General features: G+C 51.7%; 19 protein-coding genes. 11 read left to right on the forward strand and 8 right to left on the reverse strand.

The features are described 5' to 3' along the window. The first annotated feature begins 31 nt into the window (after positions 1 to 31). The 3 genes from ACW5W7_RS00550 (at position 32) to ACW5W7_RS00560 (ending at position 3,043) form a co-directional block, all read left to right on the forward strand. Positions 32 to 982 (forward strand): DUF932 domain-containing protein, encoded by a 951-nt coding sequence (locus tag ACW5W7_RS00550; protein WP_456500402.1) that lies wholly within the window; start codon positions 32 to 34, stop codon positions 980 to 982. A 94-nt stretch (positions 983 to 1,076) separates the two neighbouring features. Beyond that, positions 1,077 to 2,066, forward strand: coding sequence for a YqaJ viral recombinase family nuclease (locus ACW5W7_RS00555; protein WP_456500403.1), 990 nt, complete (start codon positions 1,077 to 1,079; stop codon positions 2,064 to 2,066). Further along, positions 2,063 to 3,043 (forward strand): recombination directionality factor, encoded by a 981-nt coding sequence (locus ACW5W7_RS00560; RefSeq protein ID WP_456500404.1) that lies wholly within the window; start codon positions 2,063 to 2,065, stop codon positions 3,041 to 3,043. The genes ACW5W7_RS00555 and ACW5W7_RS00560 overlap by 4 nt, the downstream gene beginning before the upstream one ends. An 11-nt stretch (positions 3,044 to 3,054) precedes the next feature. Here ACW5W7_RS00560 and ACW5W7_RS00565 read toward each other — a convergent pair whose 3' ends face one another. Then, positions 3,055 to 3,405: a helix-turn-helix domain-containing protein gene (locus tag ACW5W7_RS00565; protein ID WP_456500405.1), complete on the reverse strand. Its 351-nt coding sequence runs from the start codon at positions 3,403 to 3,405 to the stop codon at positions 3,055 to 3,057. Between the two features lie 161 nt (positions 3,406 to 3,566). On the opposite strand from ACW5W7_RS00565, the gene ACW5W7_RS00570 reads away from it, so the two are divergent. The 7 genes from ACW5W7_RS00570 (at position 3,567) to ACW5W7_RS00600 (ending at position 10,733) form a co-directional block, all read left to right on the forward strand. Next, the gene (locus tag ACW5W7_RS00570) at positions 3,567 to 4,400 is read left to right on the forward strand and encodes a hypothetical protein (protein WP_456500406.1); all 834 of its coding nucleotides are present in this window, start codon (positions 3,567 to 3,569) and stop codon (positions 4,398 to 4,400) included. 3 nt (positions 4,401 to 4,403) lie between these two features. Further along, complete coding sequence (locus ACW5W7_RS00575) at positions 4,404 to 4,859, forward strand: IrmA family protein (RefSeq protein ID WP_456500407.1); 456 nt, start codon at positions 4,404 to 4,406, stop codon at positions 4,857 to 4,859. An 87-nt stretch (positions 4,860 to 4,946) separates the two neighbouring features. Further along, the gene (locus ACW5W7_RS00580) at positions 4,947 to 5,525 is read left to right on the forward strand and encodes a hypothetical protein (protein ID WP_456500408.1); all 579 of its coding nucleotides are present in this window, start codon (positions 4,947 to 4,949) and stop codon (positions 5,523 to 5,525) included. Between the two features lie 61 nt (positions 5,526 to 5,586). Continuing rightward, complete coding sequence (locus ACW5W7_RS00585) at positions 5,587 to 6,012, forward strand: DUF2787 domain-containing protein (protein ID WP_456500409.1); 426 nt, start codon at positions 5,587 to 5,589, stop codon at positions 6,010 to 6,012. A gap of 9 nt (positions 6,013 to 6,021) precedes the next feature. Then, on the forward strand, positions 6,022 to 6,432 hold the full coding sequence (locus tag ACW5W7_RS00590) for a hypothetical protein (protein WP_456500410.1): 411 nt from the start codon (positions 6,022 to 6,024) through the stop codon (positions 6,430 to 6,432). A 712-nt stretch (positions 6,433 to 7,144) separates the two neighbouring features. After that, positions 7,145 to 8,929, forward strand: coding sequence for an ATP-dependent nuclease (locus ACW5W7_RS00595; protein ID WP_456500411.1), 1,785 nt, complete (start codon positions 7,145 to 7,147; stop codon positions 8,927 to 8,929). After that, complete coding sequence (locus ACW5W7_RS00600; protein WP_456500412.1) at positions 8,916 to 10,733, forward strand: ATP-dependent helicase; 1,818 nt, start codon at positions 8,916 to 8,918, stop codon at positions 10,731 to 10,733. Before ACW5W7_RS00595 ends, ACW5W7_RS00600 begins: the two co-directional genes overlap by 14 nt. A 219-nt stretch (positions 10,734 to 10,952) precedes the next feature. Here ACW5W7_RS00600 and ACW5W7_RS00605 read toward each other — a convergent pair whose 3' ends face one another. The 5 genes from ACW5W7_RS00605 to ACW5W7_RS00625 all read right to left on the reverse strand — a co-directional run bounded on the left by ACW5W7_RS00605 (position 10,953) and on the right by ACW5W7_RS00625 (position 18,429). Continuing rightward, the gene (locus ACW5W7_RS00605; protein WP_456500413.1) at positions 10,953 to 13,928 is read right to left on the reverse strand and encodes an AAA family ATPase; all 2,976 of its coding nucleotides are present in this window, start codon (positions 13,926 to 13,928) and stop codon (positions 10,953 to 10,955) included. Next, a complete protein-coding gene (locus tag ACW5W7_RS00610; protein ID WP_456500414.1) occupies positions 13,925 to 14,512 on the reverse strand; it encodes an ABC-three component system middle component 1 in 588 nt (195 codons plus the stop codon). The genes ACW5W7_RS00605 and ACW5W7_RS00610 overlap by 4 nt, the downstream gene beginning before the upstream one ends. A 2-nt stretch (positions 14,513 to 14,514) precedes the next feature. Beyond that, a complete protein-coding gene (locus ACW5W7_RS00615) occupies positions 14,515 to 16,506 on the reverse strand; it encodes an ABC-three component system protein (RefSeq protein WP_456500415.1) in 1,992 nt (663 codons plus the stop codon). 650 nt (positions 16,507 to 17,156) lie between these two features. Continuing rightward, entirely contained in the window at positions 17,157 to 17,825 is a 669-nt protein-coding gene (locus ACW5W7_RS00620; RefSeq protein ID WP_456500416.1) for an inovirus Gp2 family protein, read from the reverse strand. A gap of 427 nt (positions 17,826 to 18,252) precedes the next feature. Next, complete coding sequence (locus ACW5W7_RS00625) at positions 18,253 to 18,429, reverse strand: helix-turn-helix transcriptional regulator (protein ID WP_456500417.1); 177 nt, start codon at positions 18,427 to 18,429, stop codon at positions 18,253 to 18,255. Positions 18,430 to 19,034: 605 nt separating this feature from the next. On the opposite strand from ACW5W7_RS00625, the gene ACW5W7_RS00630 reads away from it, so the two are divergent. Beyond that, the gene (locus ACW5W7_RS00630) at positions 19,035 to 19,871 is read left to right on the forward strand and encodes a hypothetical protein (protein ID WP_456500418.1); all 837 of its coding nucleotides are present in this window, start codon (positions 19,035 to 19,037) and stop codon (positions 19,869 to 19,871) included. A 406-nt stretch (positions 19,872 to 20,277) separates the two neighbouring features. Here the strand turns inward: ACW5W7_RS00630 and ACW5W7_RS00635 are convergent, their stop codons facing one another. Further along, on the reverse strand, positions 20,278 to 21,594 hold the full coding sequence (locus tag ACW5W7_RS00635) for a tyrosine-type recombinase/integrase (RefSeq protein WP_456500419.1): 1,317 nt from the start codon (positions 21,592 to 21,594) through the stop codon (positions 20,278 to 20,280). Positions 21,595 to 22,042: 448 nt separating this feature from the next. Next, on the reverse strand, positions 22,043 to 23,038 hold the full coding sequence (locus tag ACW5W7_RS00640) for a sulfate ABC transporter substrate-binding protein (protein WP_456500420.1): 996 nt from the start codon (positions 23,036 to 23,038) through the stop codon (positions 22,043 to 22,045). Between the last annotated feature and the right edge of the window lie 304 nt (positions 23,039 to 23,342).

Consider the following 23,342-nt stretch of genomic DNA (forward strand, 5'->3'; position numbering starts at 1 on the left):
TGTGCAGTCCCTTTTTCATTGGAGATTTCTCATGGCTCACCTGATCGATACGATGGCCTACACCGGTCAAACGCCCTGGCATGGCCTTGGCAATGTTTTACCCCCGCAACAATCTCTCGATATCTGGCTACAGGCAGCCGGAATGGATTGGACCATCGAGCAGAGCGACGTGATGTTTAACGTCGCCTCCGATGCGCTACATATCCGCCCCTACAGCGACAGCAAGGTACTTTATCGCTCCGATACTCTCGCCCCCCTGTCGGTGGTCTCAAACCGCTACAACGTGGTACAGCCTCACGAGGTGCTGCACTTCTACCAAGACCTAGTGGAAGCCGGTGGTTTTGAGCTAGAGACCGCTGGCTCGCTTAAAGGCGGCCGCAAGCTGTGGGCACTGGCCAAGACCGGTCATGACCTCAAGTTATCAGGCGGTGACTTGGTTAAATCCTATCTGCTGCTGGCGACCAGCTGCGATGGCACGCTCTGCACCATGGCGCAGTTCACCTCGCTGCGAGTGGTCTGCAACAACACCCTGCAGATGGCACTGCGCGGCGCTACCGGAGCCATCAAGGTGCCCCACTCCACTCAGTTCGATGCGGCGACCGTCAAAGAGTCGCTCGGACTGGGGCTCTCCCATTGGGATGAGTTCAAAGTCCAGACCAAGGCGCTGGCACAACGGCCCGTCGCCCCCGAAGAGGCGCTGCGCTTTTTCAGCGACCTGTTGGCGCAACCGCTGGATGAGGAGAGCATCGTTCTCACCAAGCCGGTACAACGGCTGCATGAGCTCTATCAGGGCGCGGGTATGGGCTCAGAGCTTGCCAGCTCCCGTAATACCGCCTGGGGGTTGGTTAATGCGGTCACCGAATACGTTGATCACCACCGCCGCGCTCGTAGTCAGGACCACCGGCTCGATTCCGCCTGGTTCGGTCAGGGTGCCCAACTCAAATCCCAAGCCCTGAATCAGGCACTCACTCTGCTGCAGTAATTCCTCTTCCCCATTCAAACCGCATAACGACCTCACCCGGACTGGCACAAGCCAATCCGGGCGTCGCCATTTATGCCGTCAACAAGGACTCGTCATGAAAGCAAAAGCCAAGTATGGCCAAGCCCTGCGGCTGGCCTCTACTACCCAGTTAACCCGCGAGCAGTGGCTCGCTATCCGTAAACTCGGCATTGGCTCCTCCGATGCCGCCGTGGCAGTGGGGCTATCCCCCTACAAATGCCCGCTCAGCCTGTGGCTGGAGAAGACCGGTCGCAAGGAGCCGGAGGATATCTCCCACAAGGCAGCGGTGCTGTGGGGCATCGAGCTGGAGCCCGTGTTGGCACAGGTCTATGCCAAACGCACAGGCTACAAGGTGCGCCGGGTGAATGCGGTACTGCAACACCCCGAGCAACCCTTCATGCTCGCCAACCTCGATCGGGAGGTAATCGGCCATCCCGATGGGCCGGGCATTCTGGAGATCAAGACCGCCAGCTATCACAGCGCCCCCCAGTGGGAGGAAGGTGTGCCTGTCGCCTACCAGTGCCAGGTACTCCATCAGCTGGCTGTTACCGGCCATGCCTGGGCTGAAGTGGCAGTGCTGATCGGCGGCCAGGATTTTCGGATTTACCGCATCGAGCGTGACGAAGAGAAGATCCAGGATCTCACCGAGCGGGAAGCGCAGTTCTGGCAAATGGTGCAACAAGACCAGCAGCCCGAGCCTGACGGCTCCAGTGATGCTGCCAATGCTCTGAGCTGGCTGTTTCCGCGTGACGATGGCCAGACGGTGGATCTCTCCGATTCTCCCGAGTTCAACCAGCTGTTTGGCGAACTGCTGCGCTTGCGTCAGCAAAAGGAAGTCGTCGAGCTGCAAGAGTCGCAGCTCAAGCAGCGGCTGCAAGCCACCTTGGGTGAAGCGACAGCCGGGCTGTTTGCCGATGGCAAGATCACCTGGAAGCGCAGCAAAGACCGGCTGGCACCGGATCTCGAAAAGCTCGGGCAAGATCATCCCGCCCTGCTCACCCGTTACGTCAAACCGGTGCCCGGCGTGCGCCGTTTCACCATTCAACCCTTGAGGCAAACACCATGATCAAAGGACTGGCGATCACCCCGCCCGTGATCGGGCGGATCTGCATCGGCAAGCTGGTGCAAAAACAGGATAAATGGGTACCGGAGAAGGACGACAGTTTCACCCTCACCACCCAGATACAGCAAAAGGGGGGATGGTTGCTCCATCCCCTGCATCAACACTACTCATCGCAGAAAAGTGGCCAGGGGCAGGAGCAAACCAAGATCCGCGCCATTCCAGTGAGGGTGCTGTTCAACGACAGCGACTTGAATCTGCGGGCGGAATACAGTGCCTTTGACCGGCAAACCGGCAGGCCGCTGTGTGTCGGGAATGGGGAGGTGGCAAGACGCGTGGGGGCACAAGGCATGGAGGAGGTCAGCTGCCCTGGGCCAGAGCGCTGCGCCTTTGCTGGCCAACAGGGCTGCAAGCTGTACGGGCGACTGAATCTGTTTGTGGAGGGGCAAGGGGATGAGCTGGGCAGCTTTATCTTCCGCACCACCGGCTACAACTCGGTACGCACCCTGGCGGCACGGCTCAAGTATCTGGAGGCTGTGAGCGGTGGCCATACCCGTTATCTGCCGCTCACCCTGCGGTTGCGAGCCAAGAGCACCACCCAGTCGTACCGCACACCGGTCTACTACGTGGATTTGACCTTGCGGGAAGAAACCAACCTGACTGAGGCAGTCAGGCAAGCACAAGAGGCGGCACAGCGTGACCAGGAGGCGGGTCTCGCCATCGACCAGATGGAGCAGGCCGCGCGTGAATTGCTGCGTAACGGCCAGTTTGAAGATATCGATGAAGAGGTGCCGATGCTGCTGGAGGAGTTTTATCCCGAAGCCTGCAGCGACGAGACGGCGAATGGAAACACAGGGACAGTGGCGACTGCATCGCTTAACCCACCACAAAGCCAAGCAACCAGAACGCCACAGAGACCACAACCAAGAAGGAGTCCACTCACCAACAAATTGGGGAAAGAGAACCCATCCCCTCCCCAGTGAATGGTGGATGATCAGCCGGGACGCGCCAACCGCTCCACCAACCGTTCTACTGTTTCCAGCAACAGAGTTCGGTCAGCATCATCGAGCCGGGCCAGTTGCTGGCTCAGCACAATGCCCTGCTCGGTCGGGCGGTTACTGGTCTCGCGCAGGAAATCCGCCAGCTCACAGCCGAACAGTTGAGCGAGCTCCGCCAGCCGCACCACGGTCGGCACCACAATCCCCCGCTCCATTCGAGAGACGGCTTCCATCCCGATATTGAGGTGTTCAGCCACCTGCTCTTGGGTAAACCCGGCCTGGTTACGTTGACGCCCAATGGCCTTGCCCACGTTCTTGGCTAACTGCTCAAAGTTGATATCTGTCATAAGTCCTCCAATCAACCCCTATGGTTGGGGGTGGACTCGTTGACATGAAGAACCGCAAAAGGTGAGGATCAACCTAAAAGGTTGTTATTGGGCATTGTCTGCCTATTTAATCGGACTAGGGTTATCCCCTTCTCTACGACTTACTACCAATAGGAGTTCTCATGAAACAGCTCGTTCCATTGTTCACCCTGGCAGTCACCGCACCGAGTGTCATGGCCAGCAACATCAAGGACATCTGGTCCTATCAAGACAGTACCGGCACCAGCTTGGCTCAAACGTGCAATAACAAAAGTACCTGTGAGCTGCTCTACAAAAACAGCTACTACCTTGCCTTAGTCAACAACCGCTCCCAAACAGGCTGTGCCATCGGTGACCTGCTGGTTGCCGAACACGCCAGTCGCAGCTTTAAGAAACTAGATACCGGCACCTGCAGCGCCTCGGCCAGTATCGAGGTCAATACCTACAATCGACTGAACAACGTCGATGTCATGCTCGGTGATCGGCTTATCAAGCGTTATCCGTTAGATGCCTGGATGTGGGGAGAAATACGCAAGGCGGGTAAAGGGGCGTCTTGGAGCAAGGCAGAGGAGAATGCCAAGAAGCCTCAGATGCTGGATACACCGAAAGGCCCCCCTGCACAGTGGGTGGCCGAAGAGGGGCGTTATGGCCCTCGCTATACCCTGACACAGGGCCAGGGTTACTCACGATACGTACTGGAAATCAAATGCGCCTATCAGATGCCGGGGGCAACTTGGCCCCTGCACTCTGAACTCAGATACACCAGAGCCTACGATGCCTCAAGCAGCGTTGAGGAGATCGAGGTCGATGGTCAACGCCTGTCTGGTAAAGCCAAAAGCCAGGCCGAATGGACTGAGCTCGTCAACGCGATCCTCTCCGCCTCAACCCTGAACATCTACAGTGAGCAGGATCAAAAAGCCACATGGACGGTCAAGCCCACGAAGTTGGCCTCTACTTGCGACTATTACAACGGGTGAACCATGAACATCGTTAAAACTAAATGCTCTATAGCTGCCTTGATAACTTGTGGATTGCTGTGGGCAAATACCAGTCATGCAGAAGAACAGCGATACCTCGCGATCCAACACACCGACACCGTCTACGCCAATCAAGGCGTCTGTGCGTACCACTTCTCCCTTGATAGTGGGGGAGCCGATGAGTTTGGGCGGTTGTATATCACGCTGCAGTTTAATGACAAAAAGGGCAAATCGCTGGCCGAGTCAACGCTGGAGGTTGAGCCATTCGGCGGGAGCGACGCTACCCGCTATGGTAGTGGCTTTACAGAAGTGGATTGCGCCCAGGTAGAGCAGGCCAAGTCCATCGCCATTATTCAGGCAACCGAGGTGCTCGCTCACAACCGAGTCACTCGCCTACCAGTATCCACCTTCACCCCTGAGTTTCATCAACCACTGAAGATCACCTTAGGCGGCAAGTAGCCCACTTAAGAAAAACAAAGCCAAAGGGCGTCACCATCACGGTGACGCCCTTTTTCATTTCCAACCCTTGATGAGGATCATCACCCCATGTCACGACATTTCATTATCGGCGATCACTTAGTAACACCACAGCCTGAAGGCCATCATCATGGCCTCTTTGTTGGCCATGACCAGGTCATTCAGTGTCTACCACCCGCTCCAGGAAAGCATTCAGGCCAACTGGCGCTGACCTCGTTGGTTCAATTCAGTCAGCACTGCTCTATTGAGGTCAAACCCCATGCTCAACGCCTGTTCAGTCGAGAGGAAAGCCTGACACGGGCTTACGCCCGACTCAGTGAAGGAGAGCAGGGTCAGCCGTTTGCCAACAGTGAGCTGTTTGTCACTTGGTGTATTGAAGGGATTCAGCATCCCCCCAAGCTGCTGCAGACCGCTGTAGCAACGGTGGTGGCTGCCGAAGTCGCTCGTCACACGTTAAGCAAGGCGGCCACCAGTGCAACGGCAGGACTTGCTGCCAGCACCCTAGCCACAGCAGCTGGAGGTAGTGGCGCTGCTGCAACGGTAGTATCGGTGACCGGTGTTGCCACAGCCCCGTTGTTAGCTCCTCTTGCCGTGGGCGCCGTCGCAGCCTATGGCATAAGCAAACTGTGGGATTGGTTAAACGACTAACCCATCACTTCAAAGCAAAACGCAGGGGGGCTCTCCTGCTGGAACTCAATGAGGAAACACCATGACCATTCCCTTTTTCCGGGACGGCTTTGCCCTGCCAGTTGACCAAGCATTGCTGGTTCTGCTCGACCAGGAAGTCGCTAAAACCGAGCTCAATCTTGAGCGCTTAACCCAACTGACTTTCAACTTTCGCAATCCCGGCTACAGCGCCGAGCAAGGCGGCGTGCACCCAGTCGAGATCCGCCTGATCCGTGGGCTCGATGGCTGGCTGTTCGATTACGTCACCGACTTCAGCTACCAGGGGCAAGGCCAATATGCTGAGCTCTGCAAGGAGCTCGATTTCAACTTCCTCGATGGGGAACACACCATGTTGGGCTGGGGACCGCTGCGGCTGGCCGAAGCGCGAGAGTTGTTCGATATCTGGCAGAGCAACTTCATTGCCTATTGCCGGTTGGAGTGTTTCAGCGTCACGGTCACAGGGGATTAGGAGGTCACGATGATCCATGAATTAGCGCTCTCCCACTACTCACGCCAGTGGTTGGGACGAGTCGCCACCAGCGCCAAGCTAACCCCCACTCGCAGTGGTCAGCGTTGGCTGCTGCACCTGACCCCAGGAAGTCCACAAGCCAGTACCGTCACCTTACAAGTGCGTTGGTCTGGGGTTCAGTGGCAACTACTCTCCCTCAGCAATGCCGAGGACTGGCACACAATGAGCCAGCCGAGAGATGAAATCTGTATCGACCCCAAACGTCGCTGTTTCTGGCGTTGCCAAGCTGGGCCCGTGCCGCTCACCGAGCAACCTCGCATACTGGCAAGCTTTCTGGCTGACCTGCAGCGTACCTGCATCAATCGTGGCTATCGCGTGGAGAGTGATCCTATCCCCGACAAGGAGAGCGAAGATTATTAACGCCGTGATCGCCATCGAGCTGGAGGCTTACCATTGAGCACAATGGTCAGATTGAAGCAGTGCATGACCGAGGTCAGCCGTTGGACGGTTGTGCCCTCTACCTGCGCTATGAAAACGAACGGGGTGATACATTGGCACAATGGGGGGGGATCATCAGAATTGTTGCTGACCAATACAGCTAGTAAATTTGCTAGTCACCAGTAACCATATTCCATTGTACGACGTCACCCCGTCCGCACTGGTTGCCTCCACACCACCAGCCAATTTAATTACATTCTCACGTCAGCCTGAGCTACCGACTCCAAATGGGTTGCCTTCAATCCGTGAACAACTAGGTGGGTATGCTCAATCTCGTCGTCCTGCTCCTGGTGCATACTGACCCTCAATCAAATTAGGAATTTATAGCCAAACGTTGCAGGCGTCGCTAGTTGTATTCCTAAAGTGGTTGAGGGTTTGCCCACTTGATAGAGCCCCATCCTTACAAAAACACAGCATTCAGCCACTTCAAAAACCTATGAGTGGGATTCTTTTGAGGTCAATTTAATGGCTTGCAATTGCATCATCTGAAATATGAACACTTTGAGTACATAGCCTAGCCTGCAATGTTTGATGACATTAAGCTCCTCTACTTCCCCGATGCTAATTGACACCATTAGTGCCCAGCTGGAACACTACTGTTTAGACATTGACATACTCTCCAAAGGGGTAATATGTGAGAATTTCAAGAATCCGGTTCAAGAATTTTGCAAATTTTTCAGACGTGGACATTGAGACAGGGCACAGCATTGTCATCGTCGGGGAAAACAAGGTTGGTAAGACCAACTTCATACGTGGCCTGCAACTGATTCTTGATCCGGGACTCTCTGAACGTGATCGGCAATTGGGCTTTGAACATTTCTGGGATGGCTTGGATGACGAAAAGCTTGGGCATACAGTTGAAGTGTCTGTCGATTTGACGGACTTCACCGATGATCCCCGTCTGATGGCACACCTCAACGATTGTGTCACAGATCCTGGCCCACCTATGGTTGCACGACTCACCTATCGTTTCCGGCCAAAGCCAGGACTAGGACGTGTGCCCGAATCGCTGAGAGATTACGAGTATATAATCTTTGGTGGAGATGACCCCGAAAGGTTAATCGGCGGCTCACTTCGACGCATGTTACCTCTTGATGTTCAAGCTGCACTCCGAGATGCCGAGAAGGATCTAGCTAGTTGGCGCAATTCCCCATTACGACCGTTAATAGAAGATCTTGCCTCCTCCTTGGACGAAGATACACGTGAAGAAATACAGATACAGGTTGATGAAGCCCAGAGAGAGTTGGTCAGCCACGAGGAGGTTGTAGCCACGGCAGAAAGGCTCAGTAGGAGATTACTCGACATCACAGGTGCACAACATGCCGTCCCGTTATCGCTCGGGTTGGCACCCACTAGAGTTGATGCACTATTACGTAGCTTGCGTTTGTTAATTGACAATGGTGTCCGTGGTGTCAACGATGCCAGTTTGGGGACAGCAAACCTTATCTTCTTGGCACTTAAAAGTCTGGAGCTCGACCGATTGGTTTCTGACGGTGATCGTGACCATACTTTTTTTGTGGTCGAAGAGCCCGAAGCACACCTACATCCACACGTACAACGCTTGGTCTACCGGTATTTCCTCGGCTCCGGGGAAAAAAACGACGCAAATGAGCCACCACTAACAACTATTCTGACAACACACTCTCCTCATATCGCCAGCGTGGCACCGCTCCGGTCCATCGTGCTACTGCGTCATAATGCAGTAGAAGGCAAAAGCGTCGCGGTATCGACGGCTAGCGCACCTTTCACAGATAGAGATGAAGCAGACCTGCAGCGCTACATCGATGTCACTCGCGGAGAAATTTTCTTTGCCCGCGGAGTGATCTTAGTCGAAGGAGATGCCGAGCAGTTCCTTGTACCTGCGTTCGCTGACGCCCTCAATATACCGCTCGATATGCTGGGGATCACCGTGTGCTCAGTTGGAGGTACAAACTTTACACCCTACGTAAAGCTACTGGGCCCGCAAGGCCTTAACATCCCACATGTAATTCTGACGGATCTTGATCCTAATGGTAGGAGGGCACCTCGGGCTCGTCGGCGACTGATTAACGTACTTAACCTGGTCGAAACTGAGGTCAATCATGATGAAATGAATACTGATGAGGTGATCGAGCGAGGAGAGGAGTTTGGCTACTTTGTCAACGCCAATACCTTAGAGCCCGAGTTGTTTACCGGTGGGTTAGCTGAGGCTATGCAGGAAGTGATCGAACAGGAACTGAGACTCGGCGCCGAGCTCCGAGCCAGAGTTCAGGAATGGGTCGATGACCCCAACCAACTGGACGAAGACAGGCTCATCACAATAATTGAACGAGTCGGCAAAGGCCGGTTCGCTCAAGCACTAGCACCTTCAGTCTCCGACGAAAACTGTCCTGGTTACATCCGTTCCGCACTGGAGTACATCCGCGATGCCATTGCGTAGCTCTAGTTCGGCCTACTTAACCCAAGCTGAAGCCCTAGCGCGAAATCCAGGCCAGTTAGCTGCCTATAACTCACAGGGACATTGCGTTGTACTCGCAGGGCCTGGCAGCGGCAAAACCAAGACTCTCGTTCTGAAGTTAGCACGAATCCTAGCGGAAGATGTTATCGCACCTCGCGGCGCAGCATGCATCACTTACAGCCAGGAGTGTGCACGAGAACTAACGAGGCGACTCGAATTGCTGGGCCTTCGTGAAGCGCCAAATCTGTTCGTCGGCACGGTGCATAGCTTTTGCCTGCGCCATCTTCTCATGCCCTACGGACAACTAGCTGACCTGCCAATTGAATTTCCACTCTCAGTGGCGACCCAATCCCGCAGTAATCAGTTGCTGCTAAATGTGGGAAACGAGCTCTTTGGCGCTAAACACCCTTACAAGGCTGTCGATCTCGGGCGCCATCGCCGCTCAGTGTTGGATCGCGCGAGCGCAGCATGGAGAAATGAAGAAGAGCTTGCAGCATGGGCTGAAGGTTACGAGGCGGCGCTTCGTCGCGAGGGGGTCATCGACTATGACGACATGGTGATATTTGGTCAGCGCCTTATCACCGAGAATGACTGGGTTTTGCCACTGGTACAGGCAAAGTTTCCCATTTTAGCAGTAGATGAATATCAGGACCTCGGCGTAGCGCTACATCACATAGTCAAACGTCTCGCGTTTGTCGGTGGCGTCAGACTATTTGCAGTCGGGGACAGGGATCAATCAATCTATGGCTTCACAGGGGCGGATGGAACACTACTTGCGGAGTTAGCCGAACGTGAAGATGTCGAGCTTGTGAAGCTTCAAGTCAACTACCGCTCCGGTACTCGTATCGTCAATGCCTCGGAGATGGCACTTGGTGAAGTGCGAGGGTATCAAGCTAATAATCTCGAACGGCAGGCAACAGTCGAGTTTGTACACTGTCCTGATGGGCTTGCAAGCCAAGCCTCACATGCTGTCACACGGATCATTCCGGCAGCTTTAGCGGCAAAGCCGGGGCGGAATCTTGGCGATATTGCTATCCTCTACAAAGATTACCGCATCGGCAATATTGTGGCCGAAGCGGTCAGAGCTGGTGGTTACGGATACATCCGAGTTGATACTGCTGCCCCCTATCGCAAGGTCGCACTGACAAGTTGGGTTGAGGACTGTGCAGCCTGGTGTGCCGGCGGATGGCGTGTCGGGCAACCACAGTTGCGTGGGCTAATCGATCGCTGGTTAACAATTCGACGGACTCGTTTAGACGATGCTCAAGCTAGGCTAGAAGCACAAACACTCACCTCATTGCTTTGGTCATTACGTGCTAACGGACGCCCCGCTAGAGACTTTGTCGGCGAGCTGCGCTCCGGCATAATCGATCAACTTTTGGCCACCGAAACATCTCTCGCTGACCAACAAGAACAGTTAAACCGCATGTCAGTTGCCCTTGCAGAAGGGGGGGCGTTGGCTGCACTAGACATTGACTCTCTTGGCGGCCAAGACGGCTCCCCAAACCATCTTAAACTCCAGACCTTACACTCAGCAAAGGGGTGCGAGTACGACGTAGTAATAATGGTCGGACTAGATCTTGGAAGTTTTCCCTGGCTCAACGAGAGTCCTGAAAGACTTCGCGAAAGCCGGCGTCTTTTCTATGTCGGGCTTACTAGGGCTCGAGATGAAGTGCACATGCTGTATTCAGGCTTCGTGGAGGGACGTTATGGTCCAATGCGACATGGGCGGTCACCATTTTTAGAAGAGCTGGAGACAAGAATGCGCGACGCAGGTATTGACTGATAGGACCACTATATCCAAAAGCAACTCTGATTTCTGGCAGAGAAATGCTCTGCCAACATTCAACGCGACACGTATGCAATACTTCAGTTTCAATAATAACAAATGGCAGTTTTCATAAAGAAAACTGCCATTAAAGCTCCAACTGTAGCAGTGACGATTCACTTTACTCGTACTTTCCCTTTGTAACTAGTTGGTGGCCCTATCTCATATATATTGTTTTCACGGTCCATCTTTTGCTGTAACGCCTTGTGACGTTGGCACGAGTGTCCAGATCTTTGCCTCGATCCCATCGTTCTGGAGTTTGCGCAGGAAGTAGCGAGCCTGCAGCGCATCATGGGTTGCAATGATGACTTGGAAACCGTGATCGACAATATAATCACGTAGTACGTCGAAAACGGCGGACGCGTGTACTAGGTCATGATGTTGGGTCGGGTCATCGAGCAGCAGGGCTTTCCACGGTGACCATTGATGACTCATAGCCATTGAAAGCAGGAAAGTTAGCTGCAGGTCGGTGAGCTGAGCCTCACTCGCAACGTCCGGTACCGGGGCGGATTTCTTGCCCAGCGGCACCGAGACCTCCGCACGTTCCTTATTGTAGGAAGTGAAAAACTTAAGGCTTGCCTCATGGAATCTCGTCTCGCGCACAACCCGTTTGAGCAGAGCCTGCCAGCGGGGGACAACTTTGCTGACGTGCTTTTGAACGTTTCCGATTTCCTTCTTCAAGAACCCATCCAGGGCATCTATGGCATCAGACAGCTTTGTCAGATCGGCCAGTTGCCCGGTCGCCACTGTGATTCTATCGTTGAGATGTGCAAAGAAACTCTCTTCCGTGCGGTCCAAGCGCTTTGCGTCGATGAGCCGTTGCACCATCTGCGTTTCATTCAGCTTGGCCCAAGCCGAGATCTCAACCCCTAGTTTTTCAAGCATTTCGAGATTGCCCTCAAGGCTAACCAACATCGAATGCAACGTGTCGGTTTGCGCTTGAGCAACTTCTGCCAAAGGATCCCCTATCAAGCCAAGCCCTTTCCAGCTGGCGCGCAGCGAAGCGAGCTGTGATTGTGCATGCCTGATTGCCTCTTCGGTAGTTCTCACAGCACTGCTTAATTCCAGTAGCTTGCTTTGCTCTGCATCCAACATCGACTGGACAGTATTCACTTTCCCATTGAGATCGCGAATTCGATCGTCGAGTTGGCTCATGTGTAACGTCAGCTCTTCGATCGTTCGTCCGTCGGAGGTTCCCGTAGTAACTGCAGACAATGCAGCGACGGCTTGATCACGTCGCGTCAGCGCATTACTGTACTGAGCACGCGCGTCATCGAGTGCACCAACCGCCATTTCATAGCCATGAAGATCCAAGTCGAAAGCGTCCTGAGCTATCAGCGGCTCAAGACTGGCGCGCAGCTCTGTCAGGCTTTTACGACTCGTCGAGATCCCATCCAATTGTCCCCTGAGCGACACTTTAGCCAAGGAAATGGAGTCGCTTGCCAAGATTGGGTTAGTGCGGAACCGAACAATCTCCCGCTCCAAGTCTTGGCATTGCTCATTCAAAGTCGCAAGCTTTGCTTGGCAATCCGCCACGCCTTCGAGTGCATGCTGCACCTCGGCATCGCTCATAGCCACAGCATTCACAGCAGCTTTTAATTGCTGATCGGCAGCGGTCAGGCTGGGGTTAATCACCTGCAACGCGCTGGCTACACGCGTTTGCAATTCCTCTGCGCCATGAGGGTATAAACACAACGGACAACTTCCTTGTTCTGGAGGAAGGTGTTCGGCAATTGTGGCCACAGCTTGGCGAATAGCATCTGCAGAAGCACTCAACGCTTGAAAGTGAACTCTGGCTGTGCCCTCGGCGGTTTTACACACGCCCTGTGTGGCTCGTTTTTCGGCCAACGTGGCGCCCAGCTGTCCGAGAAGGTCTTCAAGGTGACCTAATTCTTTCCGGTTCGCCATTAACCGCGCTTCGGTAGCTTCCCATTCGATGATCAATCGCTGGCCTTCATTGAGCCGCTTCTCGGACTGAGCGAGCGATTGAAATTGAGTGTCTAGCTGAGCGTGCTGATTTCGGATAAGCAGGTTGCGCTCATGCTTTTCTCGCAACGCTACACAATGTTGTTCAGCATTCGTGACAGCCTTTGTGGCCTCGATTAATGCTTGGTTACGGTGGTCGACCTGTTTTTTTGCACCTACTTCATTGACCTGCCTGTCCAGAGCTTGCCCAATGCTCACACGCTCCTGCTGAGCAAGCAGTATATGCGCTTGGTGTTCCTGCAAAAGCGCCACGCCTTCCGTTCGGCTCTTCGACTGACTGTCGAGCGTCTCCCTCTCTATGGCTAATTTGGAGCGGAGGGTATCAAGCCGAGACTGCGCCTCACCAAAGCTCCTGACTAGGCCGTCAGCCTCCGCTAGGCCTACGATAAGAGTCTGCACGCGTTCCACTTTGATACGTAAAATATCGAGCAGCGCGGAATGGGCGAGGGTGAGGATGTCCTGATTCACTGGCTCCGAGAGGAGTCCTGGTGGAATCTGTTCAAGACTATCCGTCTGGACAGCGGCTTCAGAAATTGCCTTGGCAAGGAGCTCTCGTGGATGCAGGACCCCAATTGCACCGGCTGAAGCGATGTTGCGTTCTTGAATGAGCCTATTCCAATCCGCTAGATCTTTCTCAAGGTCAATCAGGTCCTTCTGTTTACGGCCTTTCTCGTCAGTCAATGACCGACGAACAGAAGGAAGCATTGCGCCCGCCTGGGAACCCTCACGTCCGATTGGAAGTTTCGCCAGCTGGGAGCCGGCGTCTTTTCCGTCAGCCTTGACAATCCATTCATTTTCTCTTTGATCGAGCAGGTGTGTCAGTCGGAGCAGAAATGGGAGGTCATTCTTAGGAATCCCGGGGAATAGAACGCCAAGATCTCCTTCCTGGCTAACCTTGCCCGCCATAGTGACTTTGGATGTTGCGGTAAAATCAGTGAAGTTCAAAGTGACTTGGGCGAATGCCTCGTCATCCCGAATGACATGGCTTATGTCGTTGTGAAGGCGAGCAATGTTTCCGGTAAGGCCAAATTCAATAGCCTCGAACAAGGTCGTCTTACCCGTGCCATTAGGAGCGAGGACGATGGTTGCGCCAGGGCTCAGCTCAAGCTCAACACCAGGGCCGAATTTGCGCAGGTTTGACACCGTTATGGAACTCAACTTGCTCATTGCTTATCCTCGCTACCAGCCATTGATTCGCGCAATGATCGCGCAACATCGGCGCCGTTCGTGGTTGACAGCAGCTCCGTCTTCCAGAAGTCGATATGGTCTTTTGTCCACGCTTGAGCGGAGGAGAGCGCTTGTAACGCTGCAACCAGTGGGTCGCTTAGCGTTTCGACATCGCCTGGAGGGTCAAGCTCAGCCAGGAATGTGCGGTCGAGAAACTCCAATGGCGTTTCTTGCTGGCGCGCTACGACTTTCCGGCAGAACCGATCATCTGTTTCAATTCGTGTGGCCTCATCAGGAGTTGTACCTAGAAGGATGATGAACATGTACAGATCGGACGTTTCTGGTTCCGGCAAGACATCGCGAATACTCGCAGCCCATTGGTGAGCAGCTTGTACCGCGTGAGACGGAAGCTCGATTAACAAAACAGTTCGCCAACCGGCCTTTTCTAGTCCTACACGCTTGAGTCGCAGGATCTGTGATGTGTGCTCAACCTCCGGAAACTCTATCGCATCCGCCAGTTGTATCTCATACCGGTCCTCGGCACGCTGGCTTATCGCCGCAGTCAATTGTTGGAGCATCATCATGATCAGTGTCCTTTTCCACAGGCTTCGATTGCCGCTTCACGTGCCTGAAGCCAGGCGTTCCAATGCTTTTGAAAATGCGCTTGCAGCTTGACCAACGTCCCGTTTCGTAGATGCTTATAAACTTGGAATCGGGTGATCAGGAGGCGCGGTTGTCGCTCGGCTGCCATGCTATGACCGGCTTCCAAATCCTCAGCCATACCTGCCTCAAGCAACTCAGTCGCAGACTCATCTACACCCGAGAGGATGACTACAGGCGGTGGAGCCTGGCCCAATAGCTTGCGCAAATTATCATCCCCCAAGCGCCGGGGCCCGTCATGGTCGGTAGGCTCGCCAGACCAGTGGCGCAAGGCGATGCTCAACACTTCGCCAATAGGCTCAATCGAACGCCAATGATTACCGCCAAGCCCCACGCACACCAAAAGCAGCATTAAGGTTGCAGTTTCCATCAGTTCTATCGTGCGAGGCCCAATACGCAGAGCGTGCTTGGCATTGATGCCCTCAGTCTGGGGATACATCATCTGCTCGAAAAGAAGCAGGCGGGCTCCGGGATCTTTGTCTAGCTCGGCTCGCCAGATCTGCCACTTCTGGGCCATGGCAACCGACAGGTCATGGTCGTTGATACCGTTAAGCTTATTTCCGACGCAAGCCTGAAGCTGATGCCACACAACGTCATTCATCGCGCTGTGAAGATCATCCGACTCGACTTTGGTGCCGGTAGGCGAGGAGAGCTGGCGCGCCGTTGCGCACAAAAGTGCCTCGGAATTATCAAACCAGTGGAGCTCGTCAAGATCCCGGTCAGTGTCCCCAAGCGTGCCCCTCAATTCATTGTGTGCACCTTGGCGCCAAGCGGCCTCCCCAAGGAGCATGGATTCACTGCCCTTTTTCAGATGCAACGCCAAACGAAGGATGGCGGAGGGCAGAGTGAGCGCCTTGTTGGGGCGAGTATATTCAGCATGCAGTCGAAGCCGTCGGTTCGGGATGTTCTCCGCCCAATGATGGTTTACGATTTGCTCAGCAGGACTGCGAGGAAGAGCGTACAGTGTGCTGCCGAGGTCGTGCGTGCCGGCGACTGTCCAACCTTGCCCGGGTATTGGGTTCATTAGGTACTGCGTCCAGGACTGACAGCCTGGTCGAAGCAGCTTCTGAAGGTGCGTGGCCGTGGTATGACAAGTCACCGCGTTAGTGTCAGTTGTGCTATCTCCGATATAGTCCATCAGCACACTCAATGTCATGGCTGAGTCGCTGAAATGCCTGTCGAGCGACTCAAGCGCTCTTGCCTCCAATGCACCTTCATCGCCGATACAATGAATTTCCAGCATCCGCATCTTTTCGACGATATGGGCCCAGTCTTTGAATCCGCACCACGTTGTGAGCCACGTATAGACATTCTGCGTAGTCTTATCATCGCGTTTGGCAAGCCCGGCAAGATTTACGCCATCCTTGCGACAAAGATCACAGACCTCGCGCAGATGGGTGATCCTGATAATTTCCTGATTCTTTTCCTTGCCCTTGATCACAACCTCAGGCCCGGGCAGGGTCAACGAAAAGGTACGCTTGGACGGTTTTACGCCGACCTCTGGCGGTTGCCAGGTCGCCAGGCTCTTCAAGACCTTTTCCAGCTCAGAGTCGAATTTCTTGTCTGATGGAGCCTCGGGATCCTCTTCGGCGGTTGCGGTTTCGGCTGTTTTGGTGGCGCTAGTGATCTCGGTGGCTTGAGTCTTTTTGCGGGGTTGGTAGGAGGCGAGATAGTCAGCTTTGTCGAAGTGTTTATCACTGAACTCGCTGGTTTGACGCTTGATTTGCAGGTGCTCCCAGTGGTCATCACTGTGGTAGATCACCACGTCGTCCCATTCAGCAATACCGCCCTGCTCAGCACCAATGCCTAACGGGACAGGGCGCCCATCCAGGAATTTATCCACCATGTCCGACAAACGCTGAGCAATCACCAGCTTTTCGTAGCGGCCTTTTTGCTCAAGCCGAAACCGTCTGATCATTCAAATCTCTCCAATTGCGGATTGACCCAAGCGCCGCTGGCAATCCAGGCCTGTGATTTTATCATGTGAGCACACAATGTTTCCCCCTGAATTAAAAAGAAAATTGTCAAATGGCTCACAGAGTGAGCCATCTCTGTGGCGGGGCTTTCGTTCGACTTGGGGTTTCCATTCGCAGCATGAGTCTGCTCAGATTGCGCTGTCTGTGTTGCCTGACCAAGAACTCACCAGATAGCAACACTTCCGTTAGTGGCCTCGCCAAAATGAACGACAGATTAAGAAGACGATTGCAGTCGGAATTTGTACCAGTCATCCAACTTTTCAGAATCAATCTGCCCGATACTCGATTTACAATATGAAAGCAGCAACGTTCCTTCAGATATGTGAAGGTCCTTTTTGGCTGAGAAGCATCAAGCCGCGAAGTATTCAGCTTGTGCTGATTTGGTCGTCGGGATGTAGTGGATGTATCTGGGCTGCACTGGAAAATAGGGGTTACCGTTCGACCGAATCAGTGCTTGCCAGAAGACTAATTTTGGACGGTAAATGCTTTCCAAACGATGAACTGATTACAACAGAGGCTATCAATCGCTGCAGTCACCGGCTATCTCGACTCAACATGGCGGGGTTCAGGGTGAAGGGAGGGGAATAGGCTGTCATAGATTACTCCCCCCGAAACAGCGGTACCCTTCTCCGCGCCGCTTTGTCTGGTGTTTGGCCAGATAGGCTGCCCGTACAAGCATCTTCTTGAGTGACTCGGTATCATTCCGCTCAATGAGATACTCAGCATTCTCGGGGAAATGCACCAGTCCCATTTTTTTACAATCTTGCGGAGTGATATTTTCATCATACACAGCGCTGTGCCACGCCACTCTTATTTTATTGGCAAGGTTCATTCTTTCCGATTCATAACTCCCTAATTTGTAGTAAGCATCCCTATTCAAAAAAATCATCATGTGATAATGAGGACTGGGAGCATCGGCAGTTTGCTCCCTAGCCCAAACGTATCTAATCTCAGTCGAATGAACCCTCTTGCCTTCATAACGTCGTTCTGACTCATCGCGATCCATGAGCCATCTAAGCCTTGAAAAGAACTCCTTAAGTATCCTTGAGCCCGATTCAGGCTTTAAGGCTAAATACATTCCAAAAGCAGGGTCTTGTTGAAAATGGAGATCAACTCGAAAGGCAAATACTCTGGAGTAATGCTTAAGAGCGCACTCCGACACAGAGAGGATTTTCTCTAAGTTATCCACATTAAAGTTATAATTCTGCCCTTCGTAGAACTGCTGAGCAAGCAGGGCATACTCTTCTATAGAAATAGACATTTGAACTCTCCCAATAGATTGTTGATAGGCATTGAAGGTTTAAATAGTGATGGGTGTGTTTTTCGAATAGAGCGATAGTTTTTTAAAACACGGTCTATTAACTGGTGTAATCACCAGGATAGTTTGTGTATAGATGCGATTAACACTTTCTTTGAATGCGGAATAGAGCAATTAAGCTATTATGATAAGCGATGGCTATTGCTTAGTATGGCTCAAGCAGGCAGATTCATAGGCTGTCAATATACTTACAATGAAGGTGCAATTGAATTTAAGCATACACATCCATTCAACTTAAAACATATATTACTATTACCTACACAAATGTATTGAGTATCAAACCGACCTAAAAACTCTTATCCCAGATAGGACAAGACTTGTAGCCTGAGCAACGAGCTAATTTGTTCAAATTATTATTCAGAAATTAGCCCTAGCGAAGATTTATTTTCTCTTCAATCCACGACTCTATTTCAGAGCTAACCCAAGCAACAGATCTTGGGCCGATCTTGACTGATGCGGGAAATTTCCCGTCCTTCATCTGACGATAAACTGATGCCTTAGAGAGTGATGTTATTGCGATGACATCTTTCAGCTTTAGTAGTTTCATTATGAGCTCCTTTGTCGTCCATAAGACGTGGTGCTCACGTAAAAAATAGGTGTGAGGGGATAAACCATAGCCATCTGTTAGGTGGATTCTGGGCTACCTGCTAGTAGTGTGTTGAACGATAGCTAGCTGGTGTGCTCTCATTGTTTTTCTTAGGGACTCTATCCTGTAATCACTGATATCTCGATGGAGTCATAACATTCAGCCACTTCCAATAGGTAACAGCGCCAAAAAATCAAGGGCGCCCTTCAACTCACATATGGGTTCGATTGGCACCCAGCCCTGCGGGTATAAATGTGTCGACCCCGCCCTACAAAGATTCCAACCCAACCTGACTGATGTGTTGGTTTTTTTGATAAATATCAATATGTTGAGATTTTTATTGTTCATTTTTTTATTTTTGCACAAGTAAGGTAAGGTGTAGATACGCTGGGATTGCTTGTACTGAAGTGTTAGATTACTGTCGTGAACAATACCCAGTATAACTATCTCATCGAGGTAATATTAATCCAGTCTGATGACTCATGTGGTGTTGCAGTTCTAATTAGTAGCCAGATCTAGCTGGTAATAGATTTTTTTTAAAGCTGACTTTATAGGTAGATTTAAATATGGCTAAACGCCCGGATGATTATAATCGAATAAATATAAATCTAGATAAACTAGAGACATTGCATGCACTAGATAATTACAAGCGTGTAAAAGGGATTTCCCGTTCAAGGGCTGTAAGTCAAATACTAGATGCCTGCGTACCTATTCTTAAAAGTATTACTGATCACTATAACAGTGCAAATGAATTAGAAAATCGACTCTTAAATAAAATTTATCAGCGTGACATTCCATTCCAGCGAGCTGAAGTTGCCGCAGAAAAACATTGCCTCAGTGTCTGGCATGACAAGCTTCAGTCAGCTAAAGGATTTGATTTTGACAGTCAACATGGTTTAGATAGTATTAAAGAATATAAACGTCACACACGTAGAGACAATGGTATCGGGAAAGTTGAACGTCGGCATATTGAGAGCATTTGCCAAAAGATGATGATGTACAGCGATGCAAAATACGCTATCTTTATCTACTTTGAACGAGATGTTTTTGAGCACAAAGAACCGATAGTTACTAACGGTTCTCCATCAATAAAAAAAGGAAAGGTAGCTGCTGGTAATGGTATTATATTACTGGCAAAGGATTGTTTCTATGATGAATATTATTTCAATTTTGAAGAGGCCATTTTAATCAATGTGCTTGACCTTATGCCTTTAGGTGTTAGAGGCATTGAACGTGCGAGTAAAAAGCTCGGTGTTTTTTGTTGGGTACCTATCATAACTCATGAAAATAAAACTGTGATTGTGCCAGTATATAAAATAAACCCATATACAAGACCGACACACAAAAAACCTAATAGTATTACCATAATTAATAGTGATATTGTTAGTCAATTTTTGTACTGAATGGCATTTAGAAAAAAGTTTAACTGTCCGGTTTAATAGATTGCTCCTTTCACAATTAAATGCCTCACTTCTTCGCTTATAAAAGTTATATCTCTCCAATAATGGTTTCTTATGCTGCAAGGATCTATCTTATTGGCAATAAGCTCTGTTTTATATGTTAAATTTGGAGTAATTATCTTTTTTTGGGTGATAAATCGGATTGCCTCAGCCGTTCACCGAGAAAGTCTTGAAAACGGCGAACAACGTAGAGCCGCCTTAGTAAAAAAGTCTGAAATCAGAGATTAAGCGATGTCTAGATAGACTATTGTGCTAATTTTTTATTAATCTAAACTTAGTTCTAATTGTCCATTTATTGTAATTGAGTGATGAAACATAAAAGGAAAATGTAACTTTTAAAAGTCGCCAATTATTTTTTTCGAAATTCAACGGTAACCACATTCCTTGAATTCCCCTCTCCTGTTTTACCTGTAATCTCTGACTCTAAAAATCGCCCCCAGGATAAGAATAATCCCCGCAACTTATCTGCCATACCTCCAACCTGGTATGTTCTAATCAGGCGATCTTTTGGCACGTGATTGAGTAGCAATTCAATAAGGCGTTCCGGGGCATCTAAATACTCAGCAACCCCAGTCGCAACACTTCGACGTAGGTCATGTGGACTGAATGGTTCTAATTCGGCGAGATATTTTAGCCGAACGCGCTCTAATGCTCTGGTAACAGCATCACCAGTTACTGGGTTGCCCGTTTTACTAGTAGATTCGAATACAAATGGACCTTGTGATAGTTCCTTTTGTCGTTCAATGATCTCTAACGCCAATGGGTGAAGCGTCACCACATGTGCACGTCCGTTTTTAGTCACTGGTATTGTCCAGCGATCTCCTGTGACTTGATCAAAACGCATTGCTACAGCCTCAGAACGCCGTACACCAGTCAAACATATCAGTCGTAAACAATCAGCAACGGCAAACGATAAAACCACGTTAGAGGCGATTCCACGCCCACCAGCGGCAATAGCACCAGCCCCCTGGGTTGCTTTCTCCAATGCCACCCACAACAGCCTTAACTCATCCTTTGTCAGCCATCGTTCACGGGGGGGCGGCATGGACGCACCAAACATCGCTGGTTTGAGTAACCGAGCTGGGTTGATTTCTATATGTCCCTGAAGAACAGCGTGGTCTAAGCACTGGTTCAACACGATCAATCCTTTGCGCGCACCTTCTTTGGTCTCTATATTGCGAAAATGTTCATACAAGATGGCACGAGACAAATCACAGACTCGAAGGCTACCTAAAGATTTTTCAATATGACGTGAAAAAGTTCCCTCGTAGTCAGTTAGTGTTCGAGCCCCTATAGGCTTTGATTGGGCCCGCATAACCAACCAATCACTGTACACGTCTCGCAATGTTGGCATCTCAGTGTTCTTGAGCTTGGCCTTTTTCGCAGCTTGGCGCGGATCAATACCCTGTTTCACCAAAGCAACAGCATCGGCATGAGCGAGTCTAGCGGAGGCTAGGCTCATAGCGGGATGACTCCCCAGTAACAACTCTCCTTCCTTTGCTGCCAATTTGTAACGATAGATATATCGCTTTAAGCCATTTGCTCTAATCTCCAACTTCAAGCCACCGCCATGTTTGGACTGAACAGCAAACCGCTGCACTATTGCCCCCTCTTTCAATTTCGCTGCAGAGACTTCTGTAGCTGTATTGAGTAGCTTGATCACCATGTTTCATACCCCTCTACATACCCCGCTTTTGTGATGATATGGCGTGGAACTGAATGAGACAATCTGAAGCTTTAGCTTTAATGTACTAAATTGATTTTAAATGATTTTTTGTTTCACCCTGGATTTTCGTGAGACGTAATGACTCTCTAAAGATCTGGATTCGTAATGCGAAGGTCGCAGGTTCGACTCCTGTTTCCGGCACCAGATACAACAAAGGGTTAGCCTCTCATGTGGCTAACCCTTTGTACTTTCTATTCTTTGTTCTCTGCCATGGCCCAGGATTGACGACGCAAGCCCTCACCCACTCCTTCTACGTGCCTGTCAGCCCTTTGCTTCCTTTCGCGCCCTGAGACACCGACTAGCACCTTTTATCTTCGAGACACAGGATCTGGATAGTTCAATCACCCATGAATTGTCAATTTGTCGACATATAAAACCATTAAAACACTTATTTGACGGCATAAATATGGTCAAATACCCCGCCCTCCTTGAAGTGGGTGCTCTGGATCACCGGCCACTCGCCGAAGGTCTTCACCACGTCGAGGAAGGTGACCTGCGGGAAGCGGTCGGCAAACTCGGCAAGGATCGCTGGGTTGCGCGGGCGCAGGTAGTTGTTGGCGGCGATGCGCTGCCCTTCGTCAGACCACAGGTACTTCAGATAGGCTTCCGCCTCCTTGCGCGTGCCCCGCTTGTCGACCACCTTGTCCACCACCGCCACCGGCAGCTCGGCCACGGCGGTGACGCTGGGGTAGATCACCTCGAAGCTGCCACGGCCAAACTCGCGGGCGATCATCTCGGCTTCATTCTCGAAGGTGATCAGCACGTCCCCTATCCGGTTCTGGATGAAGGTGGTGGTGGCGGCGCGGCCACCGGTATCGAGCACAGGGACCTGCTTGAACAACTTGCCGACAAACGCCTTGGCGGCGTTTTCATCCCCCCCTTTGTCCAGTACATAGCCCCAGGCCGACAGGTAGGTGTAGCGGCCATTACCCGAGGTCTTGGGGTTGGGCACGATCACCTTCACGCCCTCTTTGAGCAGATCAGGCCAGTCCTTGAGCCCCTTGGGATTGCCCTTGCGCACGATGAACACGGTGGCCGAGGTGAAGGGAGCGCTGTTGTCCGGCAAGAGGGTCGCCCACTCCTTCGGAACCAGACCGCCATGTTCGGCGAGGGCGTTGATGTCGGTGGCCATGTTCATGGTGATCACGTCGGCGGGCAGGCCGTCGATGACGGCGCGCGCCTGCTTGCTCGAACCGCCGTGGGACATGTGGATCTGCAGCGGCTCACCCCCTTGGGCCTGCCAGTGCTGCTGGAAGACCGGGTTGTAGTCCTTGTAGAAGTCGCGCATCACATCGTAGGAGGCGTTGAGCAGGGTGGCCGCCTGGGTCAGCGGGGCGAGAACCAAACCTGCACCGAGCAGGATGGCGGGCAGTCTTCGTTTCATTGCACGTCCTTGGAATGAGAGTCGAGTGACCAACTATATGATTCGCCCATTTATTCTTTGAAAGAATAATTAGTTCGCAGCTTATGCAATCCATTGCACAGCCTTGGCAGGGCCCAGCAGACGACGTGGAGACAGTCGCATGCAGTGGTCGATTTGTGCCGACCGACGATGGGGAGCGGGGCTGAAAGCGGCCGACCCCTGGTGCGAGGTGGCGCTTCTCGTGGGCGATGCCCGCGCCCACACCATCTCTCTGTCAACGACCAGCCGCCATCCCATATAAAAACAGGGCGAACCAAATGGTTCG

This window comes from Aeromonas intestinalis, assembly GCF_054052485.1.

Bases quoted from the DNA above. Each gene is read 5' to 3' on its own strand.
- ACW5W7_RS00605 (WP_456500413.1), bottom strand. From the start codon at position 13,928: ATGAGCAAGTTGAGTTCCATAACGGTGTCAAACCTGCGCAAATTCGGC.
- ACW5W7_RS00585 (WP_456500409.1), top strand. From the start codon at position 5,587: ATGACCATTCCCTTTTTCCGGGACGGCTTTGCCCTGCCAGTTGACCAA.
- ACW5W7_RS00640 (WP_456500420.1), bottom strand. From the start codon at position 23,038: ATGAAACGAAGACTGCCCGCCATCCTGCTCGGTGCAGGTTTGGTTCTC.
- ACW5W7_RS00550 (WP_456500402.1), top strand. From the start codon at position 32: ATGGCTCACCTGATCGATACGATGGCCTACACCGGTCAAACGCCCTGG.
- ACW5W7_RS00560 (WP_456500404.1), top strand. From the start codon at position 2,063: ATGATCAAAGGACTGGCGATCACCCCGCCCGTGATCGGGCGGATCTGC.
- ACW5W7_RS00625 (WP_456500417.1), bottom strand. From the start codon at position 18,429: ATGAAACTACTAAAGCTGAAAGATGTCATCGCAATAACATCACTCTCT.
- ACW5W7_RS00570 (WP_456500406.1), top strand. From the start codon at position 3,567: ATGAAACAGCTCGTTCCATTGTTCACCCTGGCAGTCACCGCACCGAGT.
- ACW5W7_RS00590 (WP_456500410.1), top strand. From the start codon at position 6,022: ATGATCCATGAATTAGCGCTCTCCCACTACTCACGCCAGTGGTTGGGA.
- ACW5W7_RS00565 (WP_456500405.1), bottom strand. From the start codon at position 3,405: ATGACAGATATCAACTTTGAGCAGTTAGCCAAGAACGTGGGCAAGGCC.
- ACW5W7_RS00555 (WP_456500403.1), top strand. From the start codon at position 1,077: ATGAAAGCAAAAGCCAAGTATGGCCAAGCCCTGCGGCTGGCCTCTACT.
- ACW5W7_RS00575 (WP_456500407.1), top strand. From the start codon at position 4,404: ATGAACATCGTTAAAACTAAATGCTCTATAGCTGCCTTGATAACTTGT.
- ACW5W7_RS00630 (WP_456500418.1), top strand. From the start codon at position 19,035: ATGGCTAAACGCCCGGATGATTATAATCGAATAAATATAAATCTAGAT.
- ACW5W7_RS00580 (WP_456500408.1), top strand. From the start codon at position 4,947: ATGTCACGACATTTCATTATCGGCGATCACTTAGTAACACCACAGCCT.
- ACW5W7_RS00610 (WP_456500414.1), bottom strand. From the start codon at position 14,512: ATGATGATGCTCCAACAATTGACTGCGGCGATAAGCCAGCGTGCCGAG.
- ACW5W7_RS00635 (WP_456500419.1), bottom strand. From the start codon at position 21,594: ATGGTGATCAAGCTACTCAATACAGCTACAGAAGTCTCTGCAGCGAAA.
- ACW5W7_RS00615 (WP_456500415.1), bottom strand. From the start codon at position 16,506: ATGATCAGACGGTTTCGGCTTGAGCAAAAAGGCCGCTACGAAAAGCTG.
- ACW5W7_RS00620 (WP_456500416.1), bottom strand. From the start codon at position 17,825: ATGTCTATTTCTATAGAAGAGTATGCCCTGCTTGCTCAGCAGTTCTAC.
- ACW5W7_RS00600 (WP_456500412.1), top strand. From the start codon at position 8,916: ATGCCATTGCGTAGCTCTAGTTCGGCCTACTTAACCCAAGCTGAAGCC.